Source organism: Mycobacterium shinjukuense (assembly GCF_010730055.1).
GTDB lineage: Bacteria > Actinomycetota > Actinomycetes > Mycobacteriales > Mycobacteriaceae > Mycobacterium > Mycobacterium shinjukuense.
The window spans coordinates 1,572,890-1,595,597 of the sequence record NZ_AP022575.1; the positions used below are offsets into that span (position 1 = coordinate 1,572,890).

A 22,708-nucleotide genomic window follows, 5' to 3' on the forward strand; every position below is an offset into this window, starting at 1 on the left:
CGGTGCTCGGTGATGATTGGCTGGTCGGCGGCGATCGCCGGGTAGCCGCCGTAGAACGTATCTACGACGCCGCGATCGAGCTCATGAGACACAACGGGATGAACGCGATCGACATCGACGAGTTGGCCGCCCGAGTCCACTGCTCGCGTGCAACCATCTACCGCTACGTCGGCGGCAAGGCTCAGATCCGAGACGGCGTCGTCGCCCGGGTTGCGATCCGCATCGCCGCTTCCGTGCACTCGAGGGTCGAGATGTTAAGCGGGCCGGAGCGCGTCACTGCCGCAATCCTTTTGGCACTCCACGAAATCCGGTCCGAGCCACTGTGCCGACTCATGATCCGCTCGATCCGCGGCGGCACCCGCGAAGTGGCCTGGCTCGCAGAGATGCCGCTCCTTACCGATTTTGCTGCCGAGCTCACCGGGCTCAGCGGCGATCCTCAAGCCGCAAAATGGGCGGTTCGCGTCCTGCTATCACTGATGTACTGGCCAGGCGAGGACGACGACGCCGAACGGCGGCTAGTTGAAAAATTTGTCGCGCCCGCATTCGCCCAGAGTCATTGAGCCGCTTACTCCTTGCCGAAGCCCTCATGGAGCGCGGCTAGGAACCCCGCTAGGTGATTCATCTCCTGCGCGCAATGCACCAGCAGATTTCGCGCGGTGCCCTCCGACACGCCGAGCACTTTCGACGCGAAGGGACGCACCGCCGCGGATGCCACACCAGGGGCATGGCGCACCGCGATGTGCGGTCCCCCCATCCAGAACCGGGACCGCATCTCGGACCCGCCCGCCGTGGAGCGGATGTGATGGACGAACCACCCGGCGTCCACCGGGGCATCGCCGGAACCCAGGCGTGCGCACACCGCCACCGCGTCGTCGCTGTCGTCGGGCAGACCCATGGTCGCCGGTGTGACGAATTGGATGGCGGCGGACAGCATCGACGAGCCGATGTACTCGCTGATCATCGACCAGCGGCCGACGTAACGCTGTGCGCCCCGCCGGCCGGCATCATCGCCGTCCTTCCACCACGCCGACAGATGGGCCCGCGGGTGCCACAGCTTGTAGCGGCGGGTGTCGCTGCCGTGCCAACCGAACCACCACGACCACATTGCCGGAGTGACCCCCGGCATATCGGTCCGCACGGATACCTGCATGCTGCCGTCTTCGAGGATCCCGTAACCGTTCTCGGTCTGCTGGTAACCCTCGTTGGCAATCGTCGCGACGTCATCGAACGCCAACAACGTCGGCCCGGCCTGCGGACCATGCTGCAGTGCCTCGACGACATGCTGTGGCAGCCGGGCCATGGCGGGTTTGAAGAACTTGGCAAACGGCGTGTTGGCGTCGTCGTTACGGTAGCCGAGGTACAGGTCGCTAGCCATCAGATTCTTCCCATCCAGCTGTTGAACAAACCGTCGGGGTCGTATTCGGCGCGCACCCGGTCGAGCTTGGCCATGGCTTCGTCGCTGGCGAACCGCGCTGGACGGGCGCCGAGGTTCTCGTCGGCCAGCTGGATGCCGGTGGCCAGATCCGACATGGCGGCCATGTTGGAGCGCGCCCAATCGCCGTACTTCGCCTCATCGGCCGGATCCTTCCAGGCGCCGTAGAGCGCCAGGTAGATGTCGGCTTCCATGCTGTACGCCATGTCGTGACGGGGAGGGCACGGGCCCCAGTTCAGCCACAGGAAGTGCGCCGGGTGCGGGGGCAGCGTGTCCAGGATCGTCCGGACACCCGGCAGCAGATCTTCAGCCGGCGCCGACGTCCACATGTTATCCACGGCATAGTGATGGTCCGACAGATAGTGGCTCATCGCGATGTCATACCAGGTGGGCAAATCGGTTGGCATATAAGGAACTTTGACGAGTGCCTGGTCGGCAACCGGGCAGGTGCCAAACAGCGCGAGCGCCTGTTCGGCCTCCTCGGCGGAGTCGGCGAACACGGGCGAGGCAAACGAGATGACGGGGACGGCGATGCCCATGTTCGGTTCACCGCGGGAGGCGAGGGCCTGCAGCTCGACCCGAGGATCGACGTCGGCGCTGACTGCGCGTGCCCAGGTAAAGACCTCGTCGGCAAGCTCAACCGGGTAGACATAGACGCTGGCGCCACAGACGGCGGGCCGCGGGTACAGCTTCAAATAAAACGAGGTGACCACGCCAAAAAAGCCCGGCCCGGCGCCACGGGCGGCCCAGTACAGATCGGTGTGATTGTCTGCGTCGCAATGGATCTGCTCACCATCGGCGGTGATGACGTCCAGGCCGACGACGCTCTCGCAAGCCGGGCCGTAGATCCGGCTGTTCCAGCCGTATCCGCCCTGCAGCAGATAACCACCGAGACAGACACCCTTGCAGTGGCCGCCGGGGAAGAACAGGTTCTGCGCTTCCAAGTCGGCCATGAGCAAGCTGCCGCCCTTCCCCGGACCGACGACCGCGCGGCCCTTGTCCACGTCAATGTCAGCGTGATCGAGGCGGCTGACGTCGAGCAGCACGGAGCCGTCGCGCAGATGGCTGGCCGCGAAGCTGTGCCCTCCGGAAACGATGCTGACCCGATGGCCGTTGGACTTGGCATAACGGATACCCGCGATGACCTCGAGGGCATCGACAGCCTGCACAATCACCTCGGGGTAGCGCTCGGGCACCCGTTGATGCCAGACAGACCCGCGGCGGGCCTCCTCGTAGCCGTCATCACCACGAAAGAAATGTCGCCCGGCCGGCAGACCGCTCATCGCTAGCTCCTTTGATCCGAATATCGGTTCTTTAAAATCCGATATGCGGCCCACTATAGTGGATAGAGTGCCGCGAACGGAACGAACTCCGCCAACACATCGTGACGAGGGCATCCAGGTTTTGCGTCGCGCCGCGGCCGTGCTGGACGAGATCGCCGCCGAGCCGGGACGCTTACGCCTGGTCGATCTCGGCGAGCGCCTGGGGCTGGCCAAGTCCACCACCCGGCGGTTGCTGGTCGGATTGGTGGAGGTCGGGTTGGTCGGTGTGGACTCGCGCGGCCGCTTTTCGCTGGGTGAGCGATTGCTGAGGTTCGGCACCGCCTCCGGCGCCCACATCGCGGCGATATTTCGGCCGACGATCGAGCGGGTGGCGCGCGCAACCGAGGGCGAGACGGTCGATCTGTCGATATTGCGTGGCCGGCGCATGTTGTTCATCGACCAGATCGAATCGTCACACCGGCTCCGGGCGGTATCGGCAATCGGCGTCCGGTTCCCGTTGGACTGCACGGCCAACGGGAAAGCCGCACTGGCCGCGCTCGACGACGCCAACGCCGAGGCGGCCCTCGCTCGGTTCGACGCCGAGGTCGCCGATAGGCTGCGCCACGAGATCGCCGAGATCCGGCGCACCGGAATCGCGTTCGACCGCGACGAACACACGCTAGGGGTCTCCGCGGCGGCTATTGCGCGGCGAGCCACGGGCGACAACGTGGTCGCGATCTCGGTACCCACGCCTACCGAACGCTTTCTGGAAAAGGAACAGCGCATCGTCTCAGCCCTGCGCGCCGCGGCCGGCTCACCAGCCTGGACGCGCTGAGCCAGCCTGCCTCGGCGCGGCCCGGCCGATGGTAAGCCTCAATCAGCTTGCCAGCTCCAGCACTTCGTCGAAGCCGGCCACCAGGGCGTCGTGAAAAACCTCGTAGTCCGGGATGGCGGCGGCGTCCACGTTGATGCCCAGGGCGCAGGTATCGACATAGGTCAGCAGCGTGACGTTGACCGCTGACCCGATCGTCGGGCCGAACGCGTATTGCGCGAGCACCGCGGCCCCGCCCAGGAAGACCGGCACCGGGATGCCCGGCACGTCGCTGGCCAGGAAATCGACGTGGCGAAGGATCGAGCCGACGTACCACCGCGGCACCCGGTTGAGAACACCGGCGATCAATTGGGTGTGGGGCAGCGATCTTTCGTGGCGGACCGCCCTGACGCGTTCGTGGATCGCCCTGATCCGCCGGGCCGGGTCGGCCTCCCCCACGGGAACATCGAAGCGCATCAATGTGATTCGGTTGCCGCCCATTTCGTCGGTCGTTGTCCGAAGGCTGATCGGCATGGCCAGGTGCAGGTCGCCCACCACGACACCATGCTTCTCGTGGTAGCGACGCAACCCGCCGGCCACCCCCGCGACAAACGCATCGTTCAGTGCGCCGCCGCAACGATGCGCGGCGTCGAGCAAACGTGGCCGCGACACCTCGTGCACCCCCAGGCGACGGATCAGACCGCGGTCCTTCATCAGCGAAGACCCGGTGCGACCTATGGGCCGAACCGTTCGATAGACCGACGCGGCGTCGGCCGCCGCCGAGCGAACCGTTGCGATCGGCCGCCGAACCATGTGGTACATCAGTCGGGGTGCCGACGTGACCGTGCCGGTCACCGCACTGCCGAGCAATGCGGTGTCATAGCGCCAGGCGTCGCGGTACCGGCCGAGCGGCCCCCTGGGCACCGCCGGCTCGGCCGGCGGTGCCGAGCCCTGGCGGTGCGGCCTTCGGGACTGCCCGAACAGGTTCATCGCGATCTGGACGCCCCCGATTCCGTCCGTCAGGGCATGGTGGAACTTGCAGATCACCGCGGCGCCACCGTTTTGCAGACCCTCGATCAGCGTCGTCTCCCACAGCGCCCGGGCCCGATCGAAATCCTGCATGGCCGCCAGTCGGGCCGCCTCGAGCACATCGGCGAACGTGCCGGATCCGGAGACGGCCGCTCGCCGCATGTGGTAGTCCAGGTCGAAGTCTGGGTCATACTCCCACCGGGGTGGAGCCGGCGGCGGGGAGGTCAGCACGCGCTGGCGAAACATCGGCAGCTTGCGGCTCATCAGGTCGAACCGTTGGCGTACCTCGCCCCAGTCCGGCGCACGGTCGAGCAGGACCAGGGTGACGACGGTCGACCGCAGCCGCGGATCGCTGTCCATCGCCCAGGTGAAGGCGTCGCTGTTGCGCATGAATTCGGGCATCTGTGCGCTCCCGGTCATAAACGTACGACCGGCGCCGGCCGACGTCAGCACGATCGTGCGGGCCGATGACCTTGGTCCCTGCAGATCGGGCCATTGGTCAACGCGCAACCGAACGGTGTCCGGCGGCCACCGGTGCGACACACCGCATCACGTGCCGAGCACCCGCCGCGTGTAGTCGTTGAGAAAGACACGGTTGGGGTCAAGGCGGTCGCGGACCGCGGCGAAGCGGTCCCAGGCCGGATAACGATCGCGCAGCGTGGCCGCGGTCTGGTAATGGCGCTTACCCCAATGCGGCCGGCCCGCGTACTCGTCCATGATCTCCTCGACGGCGCGAAAGTAGCACTCGAACTCCATGCCGGTGAACTGGTGCACGGCGATGTAGCAGGTTTCCCGGTCGTAGGCGCACGACAGGAACGCGTCGTCGGGTGCACCGAAGCGCACCTCCAGGGGAAACATGATCGGCAGGTTTCGACGGCGCACCAGGTCGATGACGCGCTCCACGGCCGGGCGCGCATGCTCGCGGGGGATCGCGTACTCCATCTCGGTGAACTTCACGTTGCGCGCGCTCGCGTACACCCGCCACCCGTGGTCCTGCACGGACGACTCCGACATCAGCCTGGTCATGACCCGGTTCAGTTTCGGCGCCATTCCGGGGAAGAGCCGGCCGGTGTGGCACATCAGGTTCAGCCCCGCGTTTTCGAAGCCGTCGCTGATCGTGCGCTTCCACGCAGGCACCGGCCTGGGCTGCTCGTCGCTGCGCCGGGTGGTGCGCGTCAGCACCGTGTCCGCGTAGGGAAATACGAAGAACTCGAAATGGTCGTTGCCGTCCACGTATTCGTCGAGCCGCTGCAGGGTCGTCGCCAGCGGACGCAGCTCATCGTCGCGATGCAACGTGAACAGCGGCACCACCTTGAGGGTGACCTGCGAGATCACCCCCAGGGCGCCGATCGACACCCGCGCCGCCAGGTAGTCGTCACCCTCGGACAGGGTCAGCACCTCACCGCCGGCGGTGACCAGCCGCAGCGAGACGATCTGAGCCGACACATTGGTGAAACGCGCCCCCGTGCCGTGCGTCGCGGTCGCGGTCGCGCCGGTGATCGACTGCTTGTCGATGTCACCCTGGTTCTCCAGCCCGAACCCGCGTTGCGCGAGCTGCGCGAACAGTGGGTGCAGCTTGGCGCCGCCCTCGACCGTCGCCACAGCGGTGGCCGTGTCCACGTCGACGATCCGCTGCAGGCCGGTCATGTCGACCATGACCCCGTCGGTGCAGGCGCAGTCGGTGAACGAGTGCCCGGTGCCGACCGCGCGTACCCGCTCACCGTTGTGCGCTGCCCGGGTAACCACCTCGACCAGTTCGGCCTCCGAGGTGGGCCGCACGATCGACGACGGCGCGCAGATTTGATCGCCCGCCCAGTTGCTCCACCTCGCGGTCATTGCACCAGCTCCCTTGTTTGCGGCGGCACCGTAGCCGGCCACAAAGGTATCGATGTGGGCCGGTCAATGTCAGCGCGATGTTGGCAGCCAAGGACTTTGGTCCCTCAAGTTCGGGCCTTTCGTCGTCTGGGTTGGCGCCTGCGTTGGACCCGGCTGGTGCGACGAGGTGGCCGCCGGTTGCGGCATCCCGCGTCAGGCGCCGAGCACCCGCCGCGTGTAGTCGTTGAGGAAGACACGGTTGGGGTCAAGACGATCGCGGACGGCGGCGAAGCGGTCCCAATCGGGATAACGATCGCGCAGCGTTGCGGCGCTCTGGTAGTGACGCTTCCCCCAATGCGGGCGGCCCGCATACTCGTCCATGATTTCCTCGACGGCCCGGAAGTAGCTTTCAAACTCCATACCGGTGTACTGGTGAACGGCGATGTAGCAGGTGTCACGGCCGTTCGCGGTGGACAGGAAGGAGTCGTCGGCGGCCGAGAAACGCACCTCGAGGGGGAACATGATCGGCAGTTTGCGACGGCGCACCAGGTCGACGACGCGCCGCACCGCCTCCGGCCCGTGCTCACGCGGGATCGCGTACTCCATCTCGGTGAACCTGACTTTGCGCTGGGTCGCATAGACCTTGTAGGCGCGGTCGCACACCGTGGAGTCCGATGCCAGGCTGGTCAGCAGCCGGTTCAGCCGCGGCGCCGCCCCGGGGAATCGCCGGCCGGTCTGGCAGATCAGGCTGAGCCCGGCGTTTTCGAAGTCTTCACTGATCGTGCGTTTCCACGCCGGCGTGGCGATGGGCTCCTCGTCGCTGCGGCGCATGGTGCGCGTCAACGCCGCGTCGGCGTAGGGGAACAGAAAGAACTCGAAGTGATCGTTGCCGTCGACGAGCTCGTCGAGGCGCGCGAGGGTTTCCGCCAGCGAGCGTTTCTTGTCATCGCGGTGCAGCGTGTACAGCGGCACGACTCTCAGGGTGACTTGTGAGATCACCCCGAGGGCGCCGATCGACACGCGCGCCGCCAGATAATCGTCGCCCTCCGTCAGGCTCAGGATGTCCCCGCTGGCGGTGACCAGTCGCAGCGAGTCGATGCACGCCGACAGGTTCTGGAAGCGGGCCCCGGTTCCGTGCGTCGCGGTCGCGGTCGCACCGGTGATCGATTGCGGGTCGACATCACCCTGGTTGGCCAGTCCCAGACCATGCCGAGCCAGTTGAGGTCCCAGCGCACGGAGCGTTGCGCCGCCTTCGATGGTCACCAAACCCGTCGTGGAATCCGCGTCGACGACCCGCTGCAGGCCCGTCATGTCGATCATGACTCCGTCGGTGCAGGCGCAGTCGGTGAACGAGTGTCCGGTGCCAACCGCGCGCACCCGCTCGCCTTTCCGCGCCGTCTGGGCGACCACGTCGACGAGCTCGGCCTCCGAGGTGGGCCGCACGATCGACGACGGCGCGCAGATTTGGTCGCCGGCCCAGTTGCTCCAGCGCTGAGTCATCGCACCAACTCCCTGATCACGGATTCGGCTACGGTGACGGCCCGCGCCACCGTCTCATAGTTGAGGTTTTCGGGCGTGTCCGACATCTGGTGGTAGTTCGGCAGCGACTTGTGGCGGCCGATCGAGGTAAAGCACGCGGTCGGGTAGCCGGCGCGGCTCATGAGCACCGCGTCGGTGCTGTTACGCGACCGCATGCCCCGACGCACCGGCACATCGGCGCGATCCGCGGCCCGGATCACCAGATCGCGGAAGGGTCGATAGAAGTAGTCCTCCATGACGGTGGTGCCCTCACCCTCGAGCATGATCAGCTCGGGCGAGCCGACGGTGTCAAAGTTCAGAAAATAGGTGCGGTTCCGGTGGAGTTCGGGTGTGTGGCGCTCGAGGAAACCGTAGATCCCGCCCTGCAGCACCTCCTCGGCGCCAAGGGACACCAGCAGCACGCGCACGCCCTGCACCGGTCGCTCGCGCAGCCGCTCGGCCAGCGCGACCAACAGTGCCACCGCGGAGAGATTGTCGTTGGCTCCCGGGACAACCGGGCTGCGAGCGATGTCGGCGAACAACACGGCCGCTAATGCGCTACCCAAGGCTCCCGCGAGCATCATCCGGCGGCTGCCGCGCAAGGCGCCGATACCGGCAAGCACGGGCGCCAGGATCGGCGCCCACCAGTTCGGCAACTGGGTGTCGATGCGCTCGACGATCCCGGGGAAGCGCTCACCAAAAAACTCCTCGATGTGAGCCTCGAAGAACTTGCCGCTGTGCGCCGCGTCGTGATGCGCGCACACCACGACCGTGCGGTCTCCCTCCAGATCACCGGCTTCGGCCACCACATTCCAGGTCGTGCGGGGCTTTTCGGTGCTCTTGCGCGCAAACCGGGGCCCGTTGGAGCAGTCGTCGGCGACCGCCAGCCCCGCGCCCAAACCCGCGATCGCGGCGGGGATGCGCAAGCGGCGGCTGACCAACCCGGCGACGCCCGCAGCCACCCCGATCGCCTCCAGCTTGACGTGCAGTCGTGGGTAGCCGTCGAGGTACTGCGCCTCCTCGATGCGCGCGTGCTGCGCGCCCGCCGCGGTCAGGCGCTCGACGATCCACGCCGCCGCCCGCTGCTCGCCCGGCTCACCGGCGACCCGCTCGATCGGCGCCAGCGCCTCGACGACCTCGCGCAGGGTGCCCAGCTCGGTTGGCGGTGCGGTCATCGCGGTCATACCAGCTCCTTTTCGCGCGCCTGAAACCGTGTCTGCGAGCCGCGCCACATCTGCCCGGTGAGCATCGTAGGCCCTGGCGGCACGCCGGCACGCCCACACCCAGCGGAGGGTTCACGTCCGGTCCGCACCAATGTCGGCGTCAAAGAAACGTCCGCCCCTCACCCCGATAGGTCGGGACGGTGTCCACGATCCGAGCGCCGCGGACCAGATGCAGGCGGTCGAACCGCTCGCACAGTTCGCCGGACTTCGTGTGGCGGAAGTAGACCTTGTCGCCAATCTTCAGCCGCCGGGCCGCGTCACCATGCAGCGGCGTCTGCACCTCGCCCGTACCTTCCATCGCGTCCAGCTTGAGCCCGGTCGGCAGATAGGGCGTTGGCATGCGGTCCTTCGCGCCAACTCCGCTGGCCATGTAGCCGCCACCAAGCGCGGTCACCGTTTTCGCGTCGGGCCGGCGACACACCGGCAGCGCGAACATCGCCGCCGGCTGCAAGGTGAACGTCGAATACGAGTCGAACAACGTCGGTGCGTAGAACCCCGAACCGGCGGTCGCCTCGGTCATCGCCGGCTCCTGTGCCACCAGCTGCAAGTCACCGGTGCCGCCGGCGTTGACGATCGTGAGGTCGGCGACCTCACGCACGAGTTCGACGGCGCGGGCGCGGCGCTCGCGCAACTCCGCGATCGACTTGCGCTGCATCCAGCCGACGACGGCGTTTTGGGCGTGCTTACCGGCGACCTTGTCGCCAAAGCCCGCGATGTGGCCCTCGTAGGACATCAACGCGACCAGCTTGAGCGCGGGCCGCCGCCCGATCTCCACGGCCAGTGCGCGCGCTTGCTCGGGTGTGTGCAGCGGCGAGCGCTTGGGGCCGATCTTCACGCGCCCACCGGCACGCCAGTAGCCGGCGTCGAGATCCAGACACAGCCGCACCGGCTTGTCGGTCGCGTTTTCGATCAGATCGAGGTGCTCGACGCTGTCGACCATGACGATCGGCGCCCCGTCAGGATCCTCGGCGGTGAGCTCGCCCAGCTGGCGCAGGCCCGCCCGATCGGTCGTGGGATAGGCGAGCAACAGGTTCTCGAAGCCGTGGCCGGCCAGCCACAGCGTCTCCGCCAACGTGAACGTCATCAGCCCGTCGAAACGCTGATTGGCGTCGAGGATTTCACGCTGTATCAGCCTGCAGCGCAACGACTTCGACGCCACCCTGATCGGCTTGTCACCCGCGCGCGCGAGCATTTGCTCGGCATTGCTCCACATCGCGTCGAGGTCGACGAACGCGAACGGCGCATCGAGCTCCGCGAACGCATCTTGGTAGCGGCTCAGCCGGCCCTGCACATCAAGCCTGACCGACCCGTCGGAACGTTGCTCGCGACCGGTCACCTCGTGCACGCCGTCACCATAACCGACAATGCGCAGCTTCTTACAGACCGTGTGCCCGACCGATCGGGGTCAGTGCGCGCGGTTGTGCGGATTGACGGCAAATCGAGCAAGCTCTGTGCAGGGTGCCCAATTTCGACGATCCCAGACGGTGGATGGGTCGGTTACGGCGCGCCGGGCGCGCCGTTTTGGCCGAACAGCAATCCGCCCAAACCACCGGCGCCGCCGGCAGCGCCACCGGTGCCGGGCCCGCCGTTGCCGCCGTTGCCGATCAGTTGCGCGTTGCCGCCGGTGCCGCCGGCGCCCATTCCGGCGGGGGCACCGCCCCCGCCGGCGCCCCCGTTGCCGAACAGAAACGCACCCAGCCCGCCGGACCCGCCGGAGCCGATGCCGTTGGCGCCACCGGACCCGCCCGCGCCGCCGTTGCCGAACAGAAACGCCGCGTTGCCACCGGCGCCACCGTTGGCCACACTGCCCGCCCCGCCGGCGCCGCCGCTGCCGCCGGTGCCCCCATTGCCCCACAGCAAACCGCCGTTACCGCCGTTGCCGCCACTGGCGTACAGCGTCCCGCCGACGCTGGTGGCTCCGCCGTTGCCGCCCATGCCGCCGGTGCCGAACAGCAGCCCGGCGCGCCCGCCGTTGCCGCCGTTGCCGCCCACCGGCTGCTGACTGGCCGGAACGAAGGCCGTGCTGCCGGTGCCGATGCCACCACCGTTGCCGCCGATGCCGCCGGTGCCGATCAGCTGGGCGTTGCCGCCGGAGCCGGCGAAACCGCCGGAACCGGCAAAGCCGGTGGGAGTGCCGGTGCCCCCCGTGCCACCGAGCCCGCCGTTCCCGCCCGCCCCGCCGGTGCCGTAGAGCAGGCCGCCCGGGCCGCCGTCCCCGCCGAGGCCACCGACGCCGCCCCCGCCGCCTTCGATGGCGCCACCGTCTCCGCCACTACCACCGGTTCCGCCGTTGCCACCGGCCCCGCCGGAACCGATCAGCCCGATGGCGCCGCCGGTGCCGCCGGAGCCACCGTGGCCGCCGAAGCTGGCCTTGCTGCCGGCGCCGGCCCCGCCCACGCCGCCGGCCCCGCCGGCTCCGGCGTTGCCGAACAGCAGACCGCCCTGCCCGCCGTTGCCGCCCTGCCCGCCGTAGCCGCCGATGCTCTGAACGGTGGAATCGCTCAGCCCGCCGGCCCCGCCGATTCCCCCGGCGCCGCCGGAACCGAACGCCAGGGCGCTGGCGCCGCCGACACCCCCGGGCCCGCCGACGCCGCCGGCCGGCAAGATGCCCGGTGAAGGGCCGGTCGTCGGCGCCGCCCCGCCGACCCCGCCGTTGCCGCCGGGGCCACCGAAACCGTAAATCCACCCGGCGCCGCCGCCGTTCCCACCGGCCCCGCCGGTAGTGCCCACGCCGCCCACGAGTGCAGCGGGACCGCCGTTGCCGCCGTTGCCGCCGGCCCCGCCGTTGCCCCACAGCAGCCCGCCCATGCCCCCGGCGCCGCCGTTGAAACCGTTGACTCCGGCGGTGGTGCCGTTCCCGCCGGCGCCGCCGGCGCCGCCGTTGCCCCACAGCCCGGCGTTGCCGCCGTTGCCGCCGTTTTGGTTGGGACCGCCGGACCCGCCGTTACCGCCGTTGCCGAACAAGATCCCGCCGTCGCCGCCGTTTTGTCCGGTACCCGGCAGCCCGTCGGCGCCGTTGCCGATCAGTGGCCGGCCCAGCAGGGCCTGGGTGGGTGCGTTGATCAGGTCGAGCAGGTCTTGTTGCACCGATTGCGCGCTGGTGGCCTCGGCGAGCGTGTACCAGCTCGCGCCGGCGGTCAGCGCCTGCACGAACTGTTGATGAAACATTGCCGCCCGGGCGCTCAGCGACTGATATGCCTGGGCATGCGCGCCGAAGACGGCCGCGATGGCCACCGACACCTCGTCGGCGCCCGCCGCGACCAGCGCCGTGGTCGGCGCCGCGGCCGCCGCGTTGGCAGCGCTGATCGACAACGCAAGCCGTGCCAAATCCGTGGCCGCCGCCGCCAGCAAGTCCGGCGACGCAATGAGATACGACATGAGGGACCTCCCGCGACCCGTTGACCCGGCCACCGCCGACCACCATCGAACCCTCGGCAAAGAGTATCCCGATCAAGGCGCTACATCGCGCATTTCCGTTCGACGCCGTGCCGCATGTCACCGACCCCAGGTGCACGGTCAACACACGTTGGTGGATTGGTTGCGATATGGCCAATAGCCTGGACTGCCACCGCGCCCGAGCGTTGGCCGACGGGGCATGTGACGCCGACCGAATGCCGTTGGCCGCCAACGGTATAGCAGTACAATGATCTCATGTTGCGTCCTGCAAGTTGGACTGAACTAGCGGGTGTGAGTCCCGTCCCGGTAGGCACCGGAGCGCCGGGTAGCAGGCCCCGGTTCGTCGTTGAGAGGCGGCGGGCTAAGCGGGGTGTCAAGAGCCTCTTTGGAGGGAGCAAGTGCGCGGGCCGTAGTGCCGTTAGGTGCGAGTCCTGCAGCCTCGTCAGATTTACAACGGAGGAGCCGAGCCGCTCATGTCACGGCGAAGGCCTATGTTCGTCGAGCCCTGGTCCGGGGTTAGCTCGGCGGGTCCTTCCGGGGTACGGGGAGCGGCACGTGCACACAGTTCAGTCGGGAACAGGAGAGGCCCGTCTGCTCAGCCTGCGTCGGGCAAAGACCAGGGGTATAAGCCGATGGTGAAATCCCTTGGAGAGCAGCGGGAGTCCGAGGGGGTCGTAGTACCGCTGATCGGCGTGAGAGACACGTCGGGAGGGAAGGGCCCCTGCTTTGATCACGCGCGCGGAGCGGGTAAGCGCAAGGGCATGACCGGGTTTGCTCGGTCCAATTCCCCCGGCAAGCCATCGCTTGCCGTAGCCGACGAGGAGCCGTTGGTGGTCTCGCCGGTGAAAGTGCGACAACTGCAACGGGCGCTATGGGCTGCGGCCAAGCAGTCTGAGGGTCGGCGTTTCCATGCCCTATATGACCGTATCTACAGGGGTGACGTCCTGTGGGAGGCGTGGGAACGGGTGCGCAACAACAAAGGCGCGGCCGGGGTGGATCGGATCACCCTGGTTGCGGTGGAGGACTACGGCGTGGACCGCATGTTGCGTGAGTTGCGCTGTGACCTTCGCACGGGTCGTTACCGTCCGGCGCCGGCGCGTCGGGTGGAGATCCCGAAACCACAGGGTGGTTTGCGGCCGTTGGGGATTCCCACGGTGCGAGACCGGGTGGTCCAGGCGGCGGCCAAGATTGTGTTGGAACCGATTTTCGAGGCGGATTTTTTGTCGTGCTCGTATGGGTTTCGGCCGAGGAGGTCGGCGACGATGGCCAAGGAACGCTTGCGGACCGGGTTCATCGAGGGTTACCAGTTCGTGGTCGAGTTCGATATCGCTAATTTCTTCGGCGAGATCGACCATGAGCGTCTACTTGCTGAGGTGGGTAGGCGGGTCTCGGATCGGCGGGTGCTCAAACTGCTGCGCTTGTGGCTGCAGGCAGGAGTGATGGTCGAAGGGGTGATCCAGCGGACGGTCGCGGGCACACCGCAGGGCGGGGGTGATCTCGCCGCTGTTGGCCAACATCTATCTGCATCTGCTCGACACCGAACTGGCCGCCCGTGGGGTGGGTGAGTTGGTGCGCTACGCCGATGACGGGGTGGTGTTGTGCCGCAGCGCGGCGCAAGCCGAGCACGCCTTGGCGGCGGTCGGGGAAATCCTGGCGTCGTTGGGGTTGCGGCTGCATCCGGATAAGACGAAGGTGGTCGATCTGAGGGAGGGTCGCGACGGTCTGGATTTTCTGGGCTGTCACTTCCGGGCTCGCATGTCGGGACGGCTGTGGGAGCAGCGCCGTATTGTGCGCTACTACCTGCAGCGCTGGCCTCGCAGCGCGCGATGGTCCGATTACGGGCCAAGGTGCGTGATCGCACCGGCCGCAATCGGGTTGGGCTGGATATCCGTGACGTGATTGCGGAATTGAATCCGATCCTGCGCGGCTGGGGTAACTACTTTCGCACCGGCAACGCCGCCCAGAAATTCGGCCAGATCGACCGGTACGTGGTGCGGCGGCTGTTCCGCTTGATGGTCAAGAAGCGGGGCCGCAATCTGTGTGCTGGACAAGCCGATCAGTGGACCGAAGCGTGGTTCAACGGGCACGGCCTGCACCGCTTGCGTGGCACCATCCGCTACCCGAAGGCAGCGTAACCATGTTCAGAAGATCATCGGTAAGCCGTGTGCGGGAAAACCGCACGCACGGATTGAAAGGGGGATGGGGAAACGGATCCGCTTTGCGGACACCGCGCCCCTGACTACCAATGGTGTTGCGCTGCCGCCCACGCGCGGAAGCGCGCACCCCTAGCCCAGCGCCCGTAGCGACGGGATATCCGCTTGTGCCGTCACAAATTTGCCCCGTCACGTCCGCGCCAGCAACCAGGTAGAGCCGTGCCCTTGGCCGATGCCACGCGGCTCGAATTCGGCTAATGCGGCAGGTAGCTCACCGGGTGGCACCAGGAACCGTGCTGGGGTGGCTTCGATTTCGCTGAGCGCAACGATCGCCAGCAGCCACCCGGCGCCAACTGGTCGGTCAGCGACCGGTCGAATCGGTTGTCCTGACAGTACCGGCGGTGGCCGCCAACTTCACTGCGCCAGAACAGATCCCGAGCCTGACCAACGGCCACGGCCGCTCGCGTGGCGCTCATCCCGGCGGCGCCGGTCCGGGTCTGTCACCCGACATCGGCGAGCAGCACACCGCCATCGCGGTTGATCCGTTACCCGAGTTCAGAGATTCTCAACGGGCCAATGTATGACAAACCGACACAGGAGTGAACGTTGTGGGTCTGGGACAAATCGCGCTGAACAGTGCGCCGGTGTTTGGCGGTGCAATGCTGGCCCTTGCGGCCGGGCAATTCAGAGGGCCCGACTACCGAGCGCTGATCAAGCAGGACATGGACCTGCTCGACCGGCTCCCGCCGGAGGCCACCACGAGGCGCGCCGAGCTGCAGCGCACGATCGATGACCGCATCGACGACCTGGTCGAGGCCGCCGATCGGAGTCGCGCGATGCGCAAGGCGGCGATGTCCTATCGGGGCAATTGGCGCGATGTCGTGCTGCTGATCTGTGTGCTGTTGTTCACGATCGTCTGGTGGGAGGTCAACCACAGCCGCGGTAATTGGCTACCGACGTTCATCGCGCTGATTGTGCTGTCGGTGGTGACCGCAGGGTATGCGCTTCGCGGCATCCTGCGTGCCGCGACCTCGCTGGTGCGCGGGCATCGCGGGACCGCTCGCGCGCACCATCCCCCCACCGCCCGACCTGAGAGTTGACAAGCTCGGCCGCCAATCGCCCAACGACCCGATCTGCTCCGGCGCCGGAGACTGCGCCGCGCACGGCCGGGCCCTCGCGAAGAGTCTGGAGCGCGATGGTGCCCGCACGCTCGATCGTGCGCCGCGCACGGCTAATTGGGGCGCGCACCCGTCACCGGTGAGCAAAACTGTCGGGAACGGGCAATCACACCCACCCGCTAGGTACGCTGTCGCAAAGCGCAGAAGGGATCCTCGCCAATGCAACCAGGCCCGCTCGATCCGGTGGCCAGCGAACGGCTATCGCACGCGGAGAAGTCATGGACGTCGGACTTGTCGATCAACGAGTTCGCGCTGCTGCACGGGGCCGGGTTCGAACCCATGGAGTTGGTGATGGGTGTCTCCGTCTATCACGTCGGCTTCCAGTTCAGCGGCATGCGTCAGCAACAGGAATTGGGCGTTTTGACCGAGGCGACCTATCGGGCGCGCTGGAATGCGATGGCACGCATGCAGGCCGAAGCCGATGCACTCAAGGCGGACGGGATCGTCGGCGTCCGGCTCACCTGGCGCCATCACGGCGAGGGCGGCGAGCATCTGGAGTTCATGGCGGTCGGCACGGCGGTGCGGTACACCCCCAAACCCGGGGCATTTCGCCGTCCCAACGGACAGGCGTTCTCCAGCCACCTCTCCGGTCAGGACATGGTGACCTTGTTGCGCTCGGGGTTCGCGCCGGTGGCCTTCGTGATGGGCAATTGCGTGTTCCACATCGCCGTGCAGGGGTTCATGCAAACGCTTCGCCAGATCGGCCGCAATATGGAGATGCCGCAATGGACCCAAGGCAATTACCAAGCCCGTGAGTTGGCGATGTCACGCATGCAAAGCGAGGCGGAGCGAGACGGCGCGACCGGCGTGGTGGGCGTGCACTTCTCCGTCTCGAACTACGCGTGGGGACTGCACACGGTGGAGTTCTACACGGCGGGAACCGCGGTACGCCGCACCGGCAGCGGGGAAACCATCACACCGTCGTTCGTGCTGCCGATGGACAACTGATGGTGGATTTCGACCTCGACCGAGTGAGCCGCACCGTCGCGGCCGCGCTCGCAGGCCCGGGCGGAGTCGCGCTGGTGGTGAACGTGTTCGCCGGACTTCCGGGCGTGGTTCACACGCCCGCCCGGCGCGGTCTGTTCCGATCGCATCCCGAGCGAATCCAGATCGGCGACTGGCGTTATGAGATCGCCCACGATGGACGGCTGCTCGCCGGACACATGGTCAACGGCGTCGTCATCGCCGAGGACATCCTCGCCGCCGACGCCGTCGGCCCACACATCGCCCGCGCGCTGGGGCAGATCGTGGCACGATACGGCGCGACCGTCATCCCCAACATCGACGCCGCCGTCGAGATGCTGGCAGCCAGCACCGGTTATCGATACTGAAAGTTATTGTCCACCAGACAGATCACTGTCTTCCGGCTGCTCACCGCTGCGTCCGGGCCGATCATCGCCGCACTCTAGCAACTCCTTGAGGGCATCGGCAAACCCGTCGGCGATGCCCCACAGGTCCGGCAGCAGGTCGGGGCAGGAGACGATGCCGATACCCAGTCCCCCGTTGAGCGACATGACGGTGATGTTGAGTCCCGCGCCGCCCAGCAGCGGGCCAAGCGGATACATCGAGTCGATTCCGCAGCCCAGGAAGTACAACTGCTCCCGCGGGCCGGGCACGTTCGACAGGATCAGGTTGTAGACCGGGCTGCTGGTCAGCAGGATCCGCGGCAGGACGCGCATGGCCGCGCCGAACATCGTCTGGCCGCCGAACTGGGTCCAGTCGTGCAGCAAGGTGGGTCCGATGGCGGCGATGTGGTCCTTGGCGGCGGCGTTGCTGGCGGCGATGGTGCGAATTCGCTCAGCGGGGTCGCTGATCTGGCTTTCCACCCGGCAGAACATCCAGGTGGTCTGATTTCGCCCGGGCCGGTCAGATTTGTCGCGCACCGACACGGGCACGGTGGCCACCAGCGGAGTACCGGGCAGCTCGCCGCGGTCAAGCAGGAACCGTCGCAACACCCCGGCGCACAAGGCCACCACGACGTCATTGATGGTCACCCCGAACCGGTCCTTGACCCTGGTGACGTCTCGCATGTCGAGATGGGTGAACGCGATAGTGCGGTGTCGGCTCAACGAGCCGTTGAAGGGGGTCGGTGGTGCAGCAAACGGTGCCGCCATGGTGCGGCCCTCGCGCGCGCGAAGCACCGTCTGCACCAGCGTCAGCATGGTCGCCGGCACCAGCGCCGCCAATCGCAATGGCCGCAGGGCAAATCCTTTCAATCCGCTCGCGGCGATCTGCAGCGCACTGCCGCCACCGGGGCCACCAGCCGGCAACGGTTCCGGCCTTTCGGGCTGCAGGCTGCACAGGTGGGCCAGCAGGTTTGCCCCAGCGACCCCGTCGACCACCGCGTGGTGCACCTTGAGCATCACCGCCACCGCGTCGGCACGCGCGCAGCCCTCGATCACCCACATCTCCCACAGGGGACGGTCGCGGTCCAGCGGCAGCCCTGCGAGATAGCCGCAGATCTCGGCGAGCTCGCGGCGTCCCGCTGGTGGGGGCAGACCGATGCGGCGCACGTGGCGTCCCAGTCGGAAGCTCTCGTCGTCCACCCACACCGGATGATCGAGATTCAGTTGGGTATCGGCGAGCTTCATCCGAAATTCTGGAACCGCCTTCACGTGCTTGGCCAGGGCGGCGCGGAACCGGCCATAGGTATAGCCGCCCGGCATCGTCGACGTGTCCAATTCCACTATGCAACACACGTTTAACGGTTGCGTCGGCGTCTCCAGGTAGAGAAAAAATGCGTCGAGCCCGCTGAGTCGTTCCATAGCCGCCCCACCCGACTAGTCAGTGCAGAAACGTCCGACCCCCATCAAAGTCTAGGGACGTGCGACGAAGAGAGCCAGCCTCGGAGAAGCGTTTTCGTGTTAATTGTTGGTGGCCGCGCCGTAGACGACACCACCGCTTCGGCGACCGGTCATGCCGTCACGAAGTCGCCGCACTGAAGGTAGCGCCCAAAGCGTGTAGCCCGCATGGGACTTCGATCGCTGCCGATCGCCGCTACAGACGGCTGGCTGCGAAACTCGCTCCCTGTTCGACCAGTCCGTCGCCCGCGTATCCGTTATGGGCTGCCCAATCGCCTCCGCTGTCACAGACGGGATCGCCGCTTGCGCACAGCTGTATGGTCTTTTCGGCATACAGCGGGCCGATGATGATCGGCGGTACGCCCAGTGAGTTCATGAATTGAGCCGACGGTGTTCCGAACAGCGTGATGGCGGCCACGTGATCGGCAACCTCGGCGGGCATCGGCCTGGGCGCGTCCTCGGGTGCCCCGTCCGGGATGGCCGCCGAGGTCACAAAGCCCATCACCGCCGCGCCCTGGGAGTATCCGCCGAGCACCATCTTGGTCTTGGGACAGCTTGTCGCCGTCTGCTCGATGTGCGAGCCGGCGTCGCTGATGCCGGACATCGCGGTGGGGAAATCCGTGGTCGCCGGGTAGTTGACCGCGTACACCCCCACGGACTTGCCGCCGATCTTCGACCGCAGTGAGTCGATGAACGTCTGTCCGATTTCACCGACGCCGGGTGGCTCGCCGGTGCCGCGGGCGAACACCACCTCGACGTCCGAGCAGGACCCGTCGGGTGCGGCTGGGGTTGCGGATGCGGATGGGACAAAAGCAAACGGCAGTGCCCAGCTTGTGACCAGCGCGGCACGGCCGAGTCGGATGATGTTGAATACGCTCACCAGTCAATAATGCCCTCTGTGTACCTTCCCCAAACGGGGAACGCTCGATTCCGGTCGGCTGCCGCTAGGTCATTGAACCCGGCGGACTAGCCGTTCGCGCGCTCGATGAAGGTCCCTGCAGCGCGCGATTCGCCGATTCTAGGCCGTCCCGAGCGGTGGGGGCGGTCGCCCGGCGTGCCCCACCCTATGCGTCGGCGGTCGAACTGCGAGGCCGTCGCGGCCACCAGAGCCAGCGGCTCAGCACCACCATCACGGCCGGTAAGACGAATGCACGCACCACGAGGGCGTCCAACAGCAACCCGATGCCGACGGTGACGCCTATCTGCGCCACCGCCAGCGCACTACTCGTCGCTAGCGCGAACATCGTTGTGCCAACGACGATTCCAGCGGTAGTAACCACCGCGCCGGTCGCGGCGAATGTTCGGATGATGCTGACGTGCGGTCCGGCAGGAAGTTCCTCGCGGATCCGTAGGGCCAGCAGTAGGTTGCCGGCCGAACCCACGGCCACCAACAAGACAAACGCGATCGGCAGCACCGACCAGTGCAACTCCTGGCCGAGCATGCGTTGCCAAATCACGACGCTGGCGCCCAGCGCGCAGACGTACGACGTCGAGACGGTGCCGACAACGACCAGCCCGGCAAGCGGACTCCGCAGCAGTAGTGCGGCTATCGCGAAGATAACGGCGAGCGTGATGACCCCTAAGGTGGTCAGGTCACCACCCACAAGGTCCTGCAGATCCCGGGTGGCCGGCCCCACCCCCGTGAGCTCAACGGCGGTCGGTTTGAGCGTGCCTGCCTCGGTCGATTGCGCCACGGCAGCCAGGATGTCGCGGGCGCGTTGGGCACCATCGCTACCCCATTCGTGCCCGTCGCCGTAGACGTACAGACGCGTCGCGTGCCCGTTCGGTGAGACGAAATGGTTCAAGACCACGCGCATGTTGGGGTCGGTCAGGATCGTCCGGGAGGCGTAGAGGTCCACCCCGGGTCCCCCATGGGAAACAGCGGCAAGCTCATGTAAGTAGCCGGGGAGCTCTCGTAGTGGCGTTGGGCCGACATTGGTGAGTGCCGCTTTCAAGCCCGCCGCCGACGCGCGAATCTCCTCCAGCTGACCGCCGACGCTGTTCAAGGCGTTCGGCAGGTCGGATGGACCGGTTGCCCCCGAGGCGGCATCGGCAATCCCCCTCGCGAGCTGTCCGGCCGCATCGGCCAGCTTCGTGGCGCCGTCGATGACGGTGTTTGCCCACTGCACCACCTCTTGGGCGGCGGAACACACCGGGTTTGTCCCGCAGTCTGGTATGGCCGCGACGAAACTTCGCAGCGGGTCGAAAATATCGAACACGTCGGCCGCGCGGTCCCGCAGTTTGGCTACCGCTTCCTGCATCAGCCGGACGGCCAAACTCGCCTGGCCAACCCCGTAGCTGCCCTGTTGGATGCCATTCTGAAGCAAATCGACCGCTGTCACCATGTCATCCGCGGCGGCTCCGAGATTGGTGAAAGTTGCCCCCCGGGACGCGAGCTGGTCGGAGAATTCGTCGAGCCGATCGCCGATATTTCCCCCCGAGGCTGTCATGGCAGCTTGCTTGGAGACCATCCCGCTGGGATGGCTCGCTGACTGCACCATGCGCACGCCGGGAATCGCCATGACTGCGGCGGTTATTCCTTCGATGGCGGTCAGACCTGCGGGATTGCGGACGTCGTGGTCGGTCTCGATGGTGACGACGTCGGGCAGCAGTTGGTTCGGCGGGAAATGGCGATCGACGGCCTGGTAGCCCCGGTTGGATTCGGCCCACGCCGGGGTCGCCGCTGCTTCGTCCCAACCGATGGGGACTCCGGGCAGGGCGATCATCAGAACCAGGACGAATACGCCACTACCCACCAAAATCGGCGCCGGCCAACGCGCCACCGCGGTACCAATGCGCCGCGATCGGCGCAGGGTCCGCTTGCGTCGCGGCGGCTTGGCCAGGTCGAGGCGCCCAGCCAGCGCGATGAGGGCCGGCGTCAACGTCAGCGCGGCCACGCCCACGACGAGAACACCGATCGAACAAAGGATTCCGGTTGTCCCGAACATGCTGATCCGGGCCAGGTCCAGCCATCCCATGGCACCCAGCGGCGCGACCACGATCAGTACCGAGCCGATGATCGCCGGCATCACACCGCGGTAGGCCTCCGCCAACGCGTCCGCCGCGGCCATCCCTTGCCTTCGCCGTTCGTGATAACGCCCGATCAGGAAGATCGCGAAGCCGGTCCCAACTCCGACAACCACCGCGATGCTCAGTTCGAGGGCGAACAGCGACACACCGATGGCCTCGCGGTCGACGAGTACCGAAACGATCGGCTTGGCCACGGCTAGCGCCATGACGACCGACACCAGCGGCACCAGCGCCGTGATCAGGGAACGGTAGACGATCAACAACAGAATCAACAGGGCCGCGATTGTCGCTGCCGTGATGAGTTGGGTGTGTCTGTCGATCGCCGCGAACTCGTCGGTGATGGTGGCGCCGGGACCGGTGATAAACACCTGAAGACCGTCAGGCGGGTGCAGTTGCGCGACGATGGCGCGCGCGGCGGTGATCGACTCCCTGGCTCGCGACGTTCCCACCATGCCCGCCAGACGCATGCTGGCGATCACCGCGTGATGATCATCGCTCACAGCCGCGGCCGCGTTGGCCGGGACTCCCCACCAGTCCGTGACCTCGACGACATGGTGGGAATCAGCGCGCAGAGTCGCGACGAGTCGATCGTAGAAGGCCCGATCGCGGTCATCGAGGGCCCCGTTTCGTTCCAGCACCACATATCCGATGTTGTCGCCGGGCCCCTGGGCGAACGCCTCCGCCGACCGTTGCACGGCAAGGGAAGTGGCCGTGCGATACGGCGCGAAGGGTTGATCCTCGATGCTGATGAGCTGCTCGAGGGGTGGGGCAAAGCTATTGCCGAGAATCGCCGCGAGCGCCCAGACGCCGACGATCAACAGCGAGTAGCGCTGGACAATGCGGGCAATCACGGCATGAACCTCAACCGCGCCGCGGGTCGGACGTCACGGCGGTGGCGTTCAACAGGGGTACCACCTTAGCCTGGTTGGACGTCGCGGTGTAATCACCGGTCGAATCGGCTAATTCAACCACTTGGGTCACCTGCTCGTCAGTGGTTTGCGTGTGCCCTGCGGCCGGCTTGGTCGCAACCGTCGAAATCTTGGTCACCTGCGTCCCCGAC

Annotated in this window: 19 protein-coding genes; 8 read left to right on the forward strand and 11 right to left on the reverse strand. The window is 66.9% G+C overall.

Features of this window, described 5'->3' with window-relative positions:
* Positions 1–2 precede the first annotated feature (2 nt).
* Positions 3–560 carry a TetR/AcrR family transcriptional regulator gene (locus tag G6N20_RS07020; protein ID WP_083052260.1) on the forward strand — a complete coding sequence of 186 codons (558 nt, stop codon included), beginning with the start codon at positions 3–5 and terminating at the stop codon, positions 558–560.
* A gap of 5 nt (positions 561–565) precedes the next feature.
* Here G6N20_RS07020 and G6N20_RS07025 read toward each other — a convergent pair whose 3' ends face one another.
* Together G6N20_RS07025 and G6N20_RS07030 are read right to left on the reverse strand one after the other, a co-directional pair.
* Positions 566–1,375 (reverse strand): DAPG hydrolase family protein, encoded by an 810-nt coding sequence (locus G6N20_RS07025; RefSeq protein WP_083052257.1) that lies wholly within the window; start codon positions 1,373–1,375, stop codon positions 566–568.
* Positions 1,375–2,715, reverse strand: a complete 1,341-nt coding sequence (locus tag G6N20_RS07030; protein WP_083052254.1) for an FAD-binding oxidoreductase — start codon at positions 2,713–2,715, stop codon at positions 1,375–1,377. Before G6N20_RS07030 ends, G6N20_RS07025 begins: the two co-directional genes overlap by 1 nt.
* 43 nt (positions 2,716–2,758) lie before the next feature.
* Here G6N20_RS07030 and G6N20_RS07035 point away from each other — a divergent pair, with 43 nt between their 5' ends.
* Positions 2,759–3,529 carry an IclR family transcriptional regulator domain-containing protein gene (locus tag G6N20_RS07035; RefSeq protein WP_142272218.1) on the forward strand — a complete coding sequence of 257 codons (771 nt, stop codon included), beginning with the start codon at positions 2,759–2,761 and terminating at the stop codon, positions 3,527–3,529.
* 42 nt (positions 3,530–3,571) lie between these two features.
* On the opposite strand, the gene G6N20_RS07040 is transcribed toward G6N20_RS07035, so the two are convergent.
* The 6 genes from G6N20_RS07040 to G6N20_RS07065 form a co-directional block, all read right to left on the reverse strand.
* Positions 3,572–4,936: a wax ester/triacylglycerol synthase domain-containing protein gene (locus G6N20_RS07040; RefSeq protein ID WP_142272217.1), complete on the reverse strand. Its 1,365-nt coding sequence runs from the start codon at positions 4,934–4,936 to the stop codon at positions 3,572–3,574.
* A 147-nt stretch (positions 4,937–5,083) separates the two neighbouring features.
* Complete coding sequence (locus tag G6N20_RS07045) at positions 5,084–6,370, reverse strand: D-arabinono-1,4-lactone oxidase (RefSeq protein ID WP_083052266.1); 1,287 nt, start codon at positions 6,368–6,370, stop codon at positions 5,084–5,086.
* 192 nt (positions 6,371–6,562) lie between these two features.
* A complete protein-coding gene (locus G6N20_RS07050; protein ID WP_083052247.1) occupies positions 6,563–7,849 on the reverse strand; it encodes a D-arabinono-1,4-lactone oxidase in 1,287 nt (428 codons plus the stop codon).
* Positions 7,846–9,051 (reverse strand): M28 family metallopeptidase, encoded by a 1,206-nt coding sequence (locus tag G6N20_RS07055; protein WP_083052244.1) that lies wholly within the window; start codon positions 9,049–9,051, stop codon positions 7,846–7,848. The genes G6N20_RS07050 and G6N20_RS07055 overlap by 4 nt, the downstream gene beginning before the upstream one ends.
* A gap of 139 nt (positions 9,052–9,190) precedes the next feature.
* The gene (locus G6N20_RS07060) at positions 9,191–10,435 is read right to left on the reverse strand and encodes an amino acid deaminase/aldolase (protein ID WP_083052241.1); all 1,245 of its coding nucleotides are present in this window, start codon (positions 10,433–10,435) and stop codon (positions 9,191–9,193) included.
* A gap of 152 nt (positions 10,436–10,587) precedes the next feature.
* Complete coding sequence (locus G6N20_RS07065; protein ID WP_163662864.1) at positions 10,588–12,468, reverse strand: PE family protein; 1,881 nt, start codon at positions 12,466–12,468, stop codon at positions 10,588–10,590.
* Positions 12,469–13,247: 779 nt separating this feature from the next.
* Here G6N20_RS07065 and G6N20_RS21750 point away from each other — a divergent pair.
* The 6 genes from G6N20_RS21750 (at position 13,248) to G6N20_RS07085 (ending at position 17,148) form a co-directional block, all read left to right on the forward strand.
* Positions 13,248–14,051, forward strand: a complete 804-nt coding sequence (locus G6N20_RS21750; protein ID WP_197745496.1) for a reverse transcriptase domain-containing protein — start codon at positions 13,248–13,250, stop codon at positions 14,049–14,051.
* A complete protein-coding gene (locus tag G6N20_RS21755) occupies positions 13,993–14,385 on the forward strand; it encodes a reverse transcriptase domain-containing protein (RefSeq protein WP_197745497.1) in 393 nt (130 codons plus the stop codon). Before G6N20_RS21750 ends, G6N20_RS21755 begins: the two co-directional genes overlap by 59 nt.
* Positions 14,313–14,621: a group II intron maturase-specific domain-containing protein gene (locus G6N20_RS20775; protein WP_232065451.1), complete on the forward strand. Its 309-nt coding sequence runs from the start codon at positions 14,313–14,315 to the stop codon at positions 14,619–14,621. The genes G6N20_RS21755 and G6N20_RS20775 overlap by 73 nt, the downstream gene beginning before the upstream one ends.
* Before the next feature lie 617 nt (positions 14,622–15,238).
* The gene (locus G6N20_RS07075; protein WP_179961521.1) at positions 15,239–15,739 is read left to right on the forward strand and encodes a hypothetical protein; all 501 of its coding nucleotides are present in this window, start codon (positions 15,239–15,241) and stop codon (positions 15,737–15,739) included.
* A 237-nt stretch (positions 15,740–15,976) separates the two neighbouring features.
* Complete coding sequence (locus G6N20_RS07080; protein ID WP_083046360.1) at positions 15,977–16,765, forward strand: heavy metal-binding domain-containing protein; 789 nt, start codon at positions 15,977–15,979, stop codon at positions 16,763–16,765.
* Positions 16,765–17,148, forward strand: a complete 384-nt coding sequence (locus G6N20_RS07085; RefSeq protein WP_083046361.1) for a DUF5073 family protein — start codon at positions 16,765–16,767, stop codon at positions 17,146–17,148. The genes G6N20_RS07080 and G6N20_RS07085 overlap by 1 nt, the downstream gene beginning before the upstream one ends.
* Positions 17,149–17,151: 3 nt before the next feature.
* Here the strand turns inward: G6N20_RS07085 and G6N20_RS07090 are convergent, their stop codons facing one another.
* The 3 genes from G6N20_RS07090 to G6N20_RS07100 form a co-directional block, all read right to left on the reverse strand.
* Positions 17,152–18,582 carry a WS/DGAT/MGAT family O-acyltransferase gene (locus G6N20_RS07090; RefSeq protein WP_083046362.1) on the reverse strand — a complete coding sequence of 477 codons (1,431 nt, stop codon included), beginning with the start codon at positions 18,580–18,582 and terminating at the stop codon, positions 17,152–17,154.
* Between the two features lie 232 nt (positions 18,583–18,814).
* On the reverse strand, positions 18,815–19,498 hold the full coding sequence (locus G6N20_RS07095; RefSeq protein ID WP_372516397.1) for a cutinase family protein: 684 nt from the start codon (positions 19,496–19,498) through the stop codon (positions 18,815–18,817).
* A 184-nt stretch (positions 19,499–19,682) separates the two neighbouring features.
* On the reverse strand, positions 19,683–22,499 hold the full coding sequence (locus G6N20_RS07100) for an MMPL/RND family transporter (protein WP_083046363.1): 2,817 nt from the start codon (positions 22,497–22,499) through the stop codon (positions 19,683–19,685).
* Between the last annotated feature and the right edge of the window lie 209 nt (positions 22,500–22,708).

What these genes read in the sequence shown, in the direction of transcription:
- G6N20_RS07035 (WP_142272218.1), top strand. Translation starts at nt 2,759, where the DNA reads ATGCGGCCCACTATAGTGGATAGAGTGCCGCGAACGGAACGAACTCCG.
- G6N20_RS20775 (WP_232065451.1), top strand. Translation starts at nt 14,313, where the DNA reads ATGGTCCGATTACGGGCCAAGGTGCGTGATCGCACCGGCCGCAATCGG.
- G6N20_RS07030 (WP_083052254.1), bottom strand. Translation starts at nt 2,715, where the DNA reads ATGAGCGGTCTGCCGGCCGGGCGACATTTCTTTCGTGGTGATGACGGC.
- G6N20_RS21750 (WP_197745496.1), top strand. Translation starts at nt 13,248, where the DNA reads ATGACCGGGTTTGCTCGGTCCAATTCCCCCGGCAAGCCATCGCTTGCC.
- G6N20_RS07065 (WP_163662864.1), bottom strand. Translation starts at nt 12,468, where the DNA reads ATGTCGTATCTCATTGCGTCGCCGGACTTGCTGGCGGCGGCGGCCACG.
- G6N20_RS07085 (WP_083046361.1), top strand. Translation starts at nt 16,765, where the DNA reads ATGGTGGATTTCGACCTCGACCGAGTGAGCCGCACCGTCGCGGCCGCG.
- G6N20_RS07080 (WP_083046360.1), top strand. Translation starts at nt 15,977, where the DNA reads ATGCAACCAGGCCCGCTCGATCCGGTGGCCAGCGAACGGCTATCGCAC.
- G6N20_RS07040 (WP_142272217.1), bottom strand. Translation starts at nt 4,936, where the DNA reads ATGCCCGAATTCATGCGCAACAGCGACGCCTTCACCTGGGCGATGGAC.
- G6N20_RS07025 (WP_083052257.1), bottom strand. Translation starts at nt 1,375, where the DNA reads ATGGCTAGCGACCTGTACCTCGGCTACCGTAACGACGACGCCAACACG.
- G6N20_RS07045 (WP_083052266.1), bottom strand. Translation starts at nt 6,370, where the DNA reads ATGACCGCGAGGTGGAGCAACTGGGCGGGCGATCAAATCTGCGCGCCG.
- G6N20_RS07090 (WP_083046362.1), bottom strand. Translation starts at nt 18,582, where the DNA reads ATGGAACGACTCAGCGGGCTCGACGCATTTTTTCTCTACCTGGAGACG.
- G6N20_RS07050 (WP_083052247.1), bottom strand. Translation starts at nt 7,849, where the DNA reads ATGACTCAGCGCTGGAGCAACTGGGCCGGCGACCAAATCTGCGCGCCG.
- G6N20_RS07055 (WP_083052244.1), bottom strand. Translation starts at nt 9,051, where the DNA reads ATGACCGCGATGACCGCACCGCCAACCGAGCTGGGCACCCTGCGCGAG.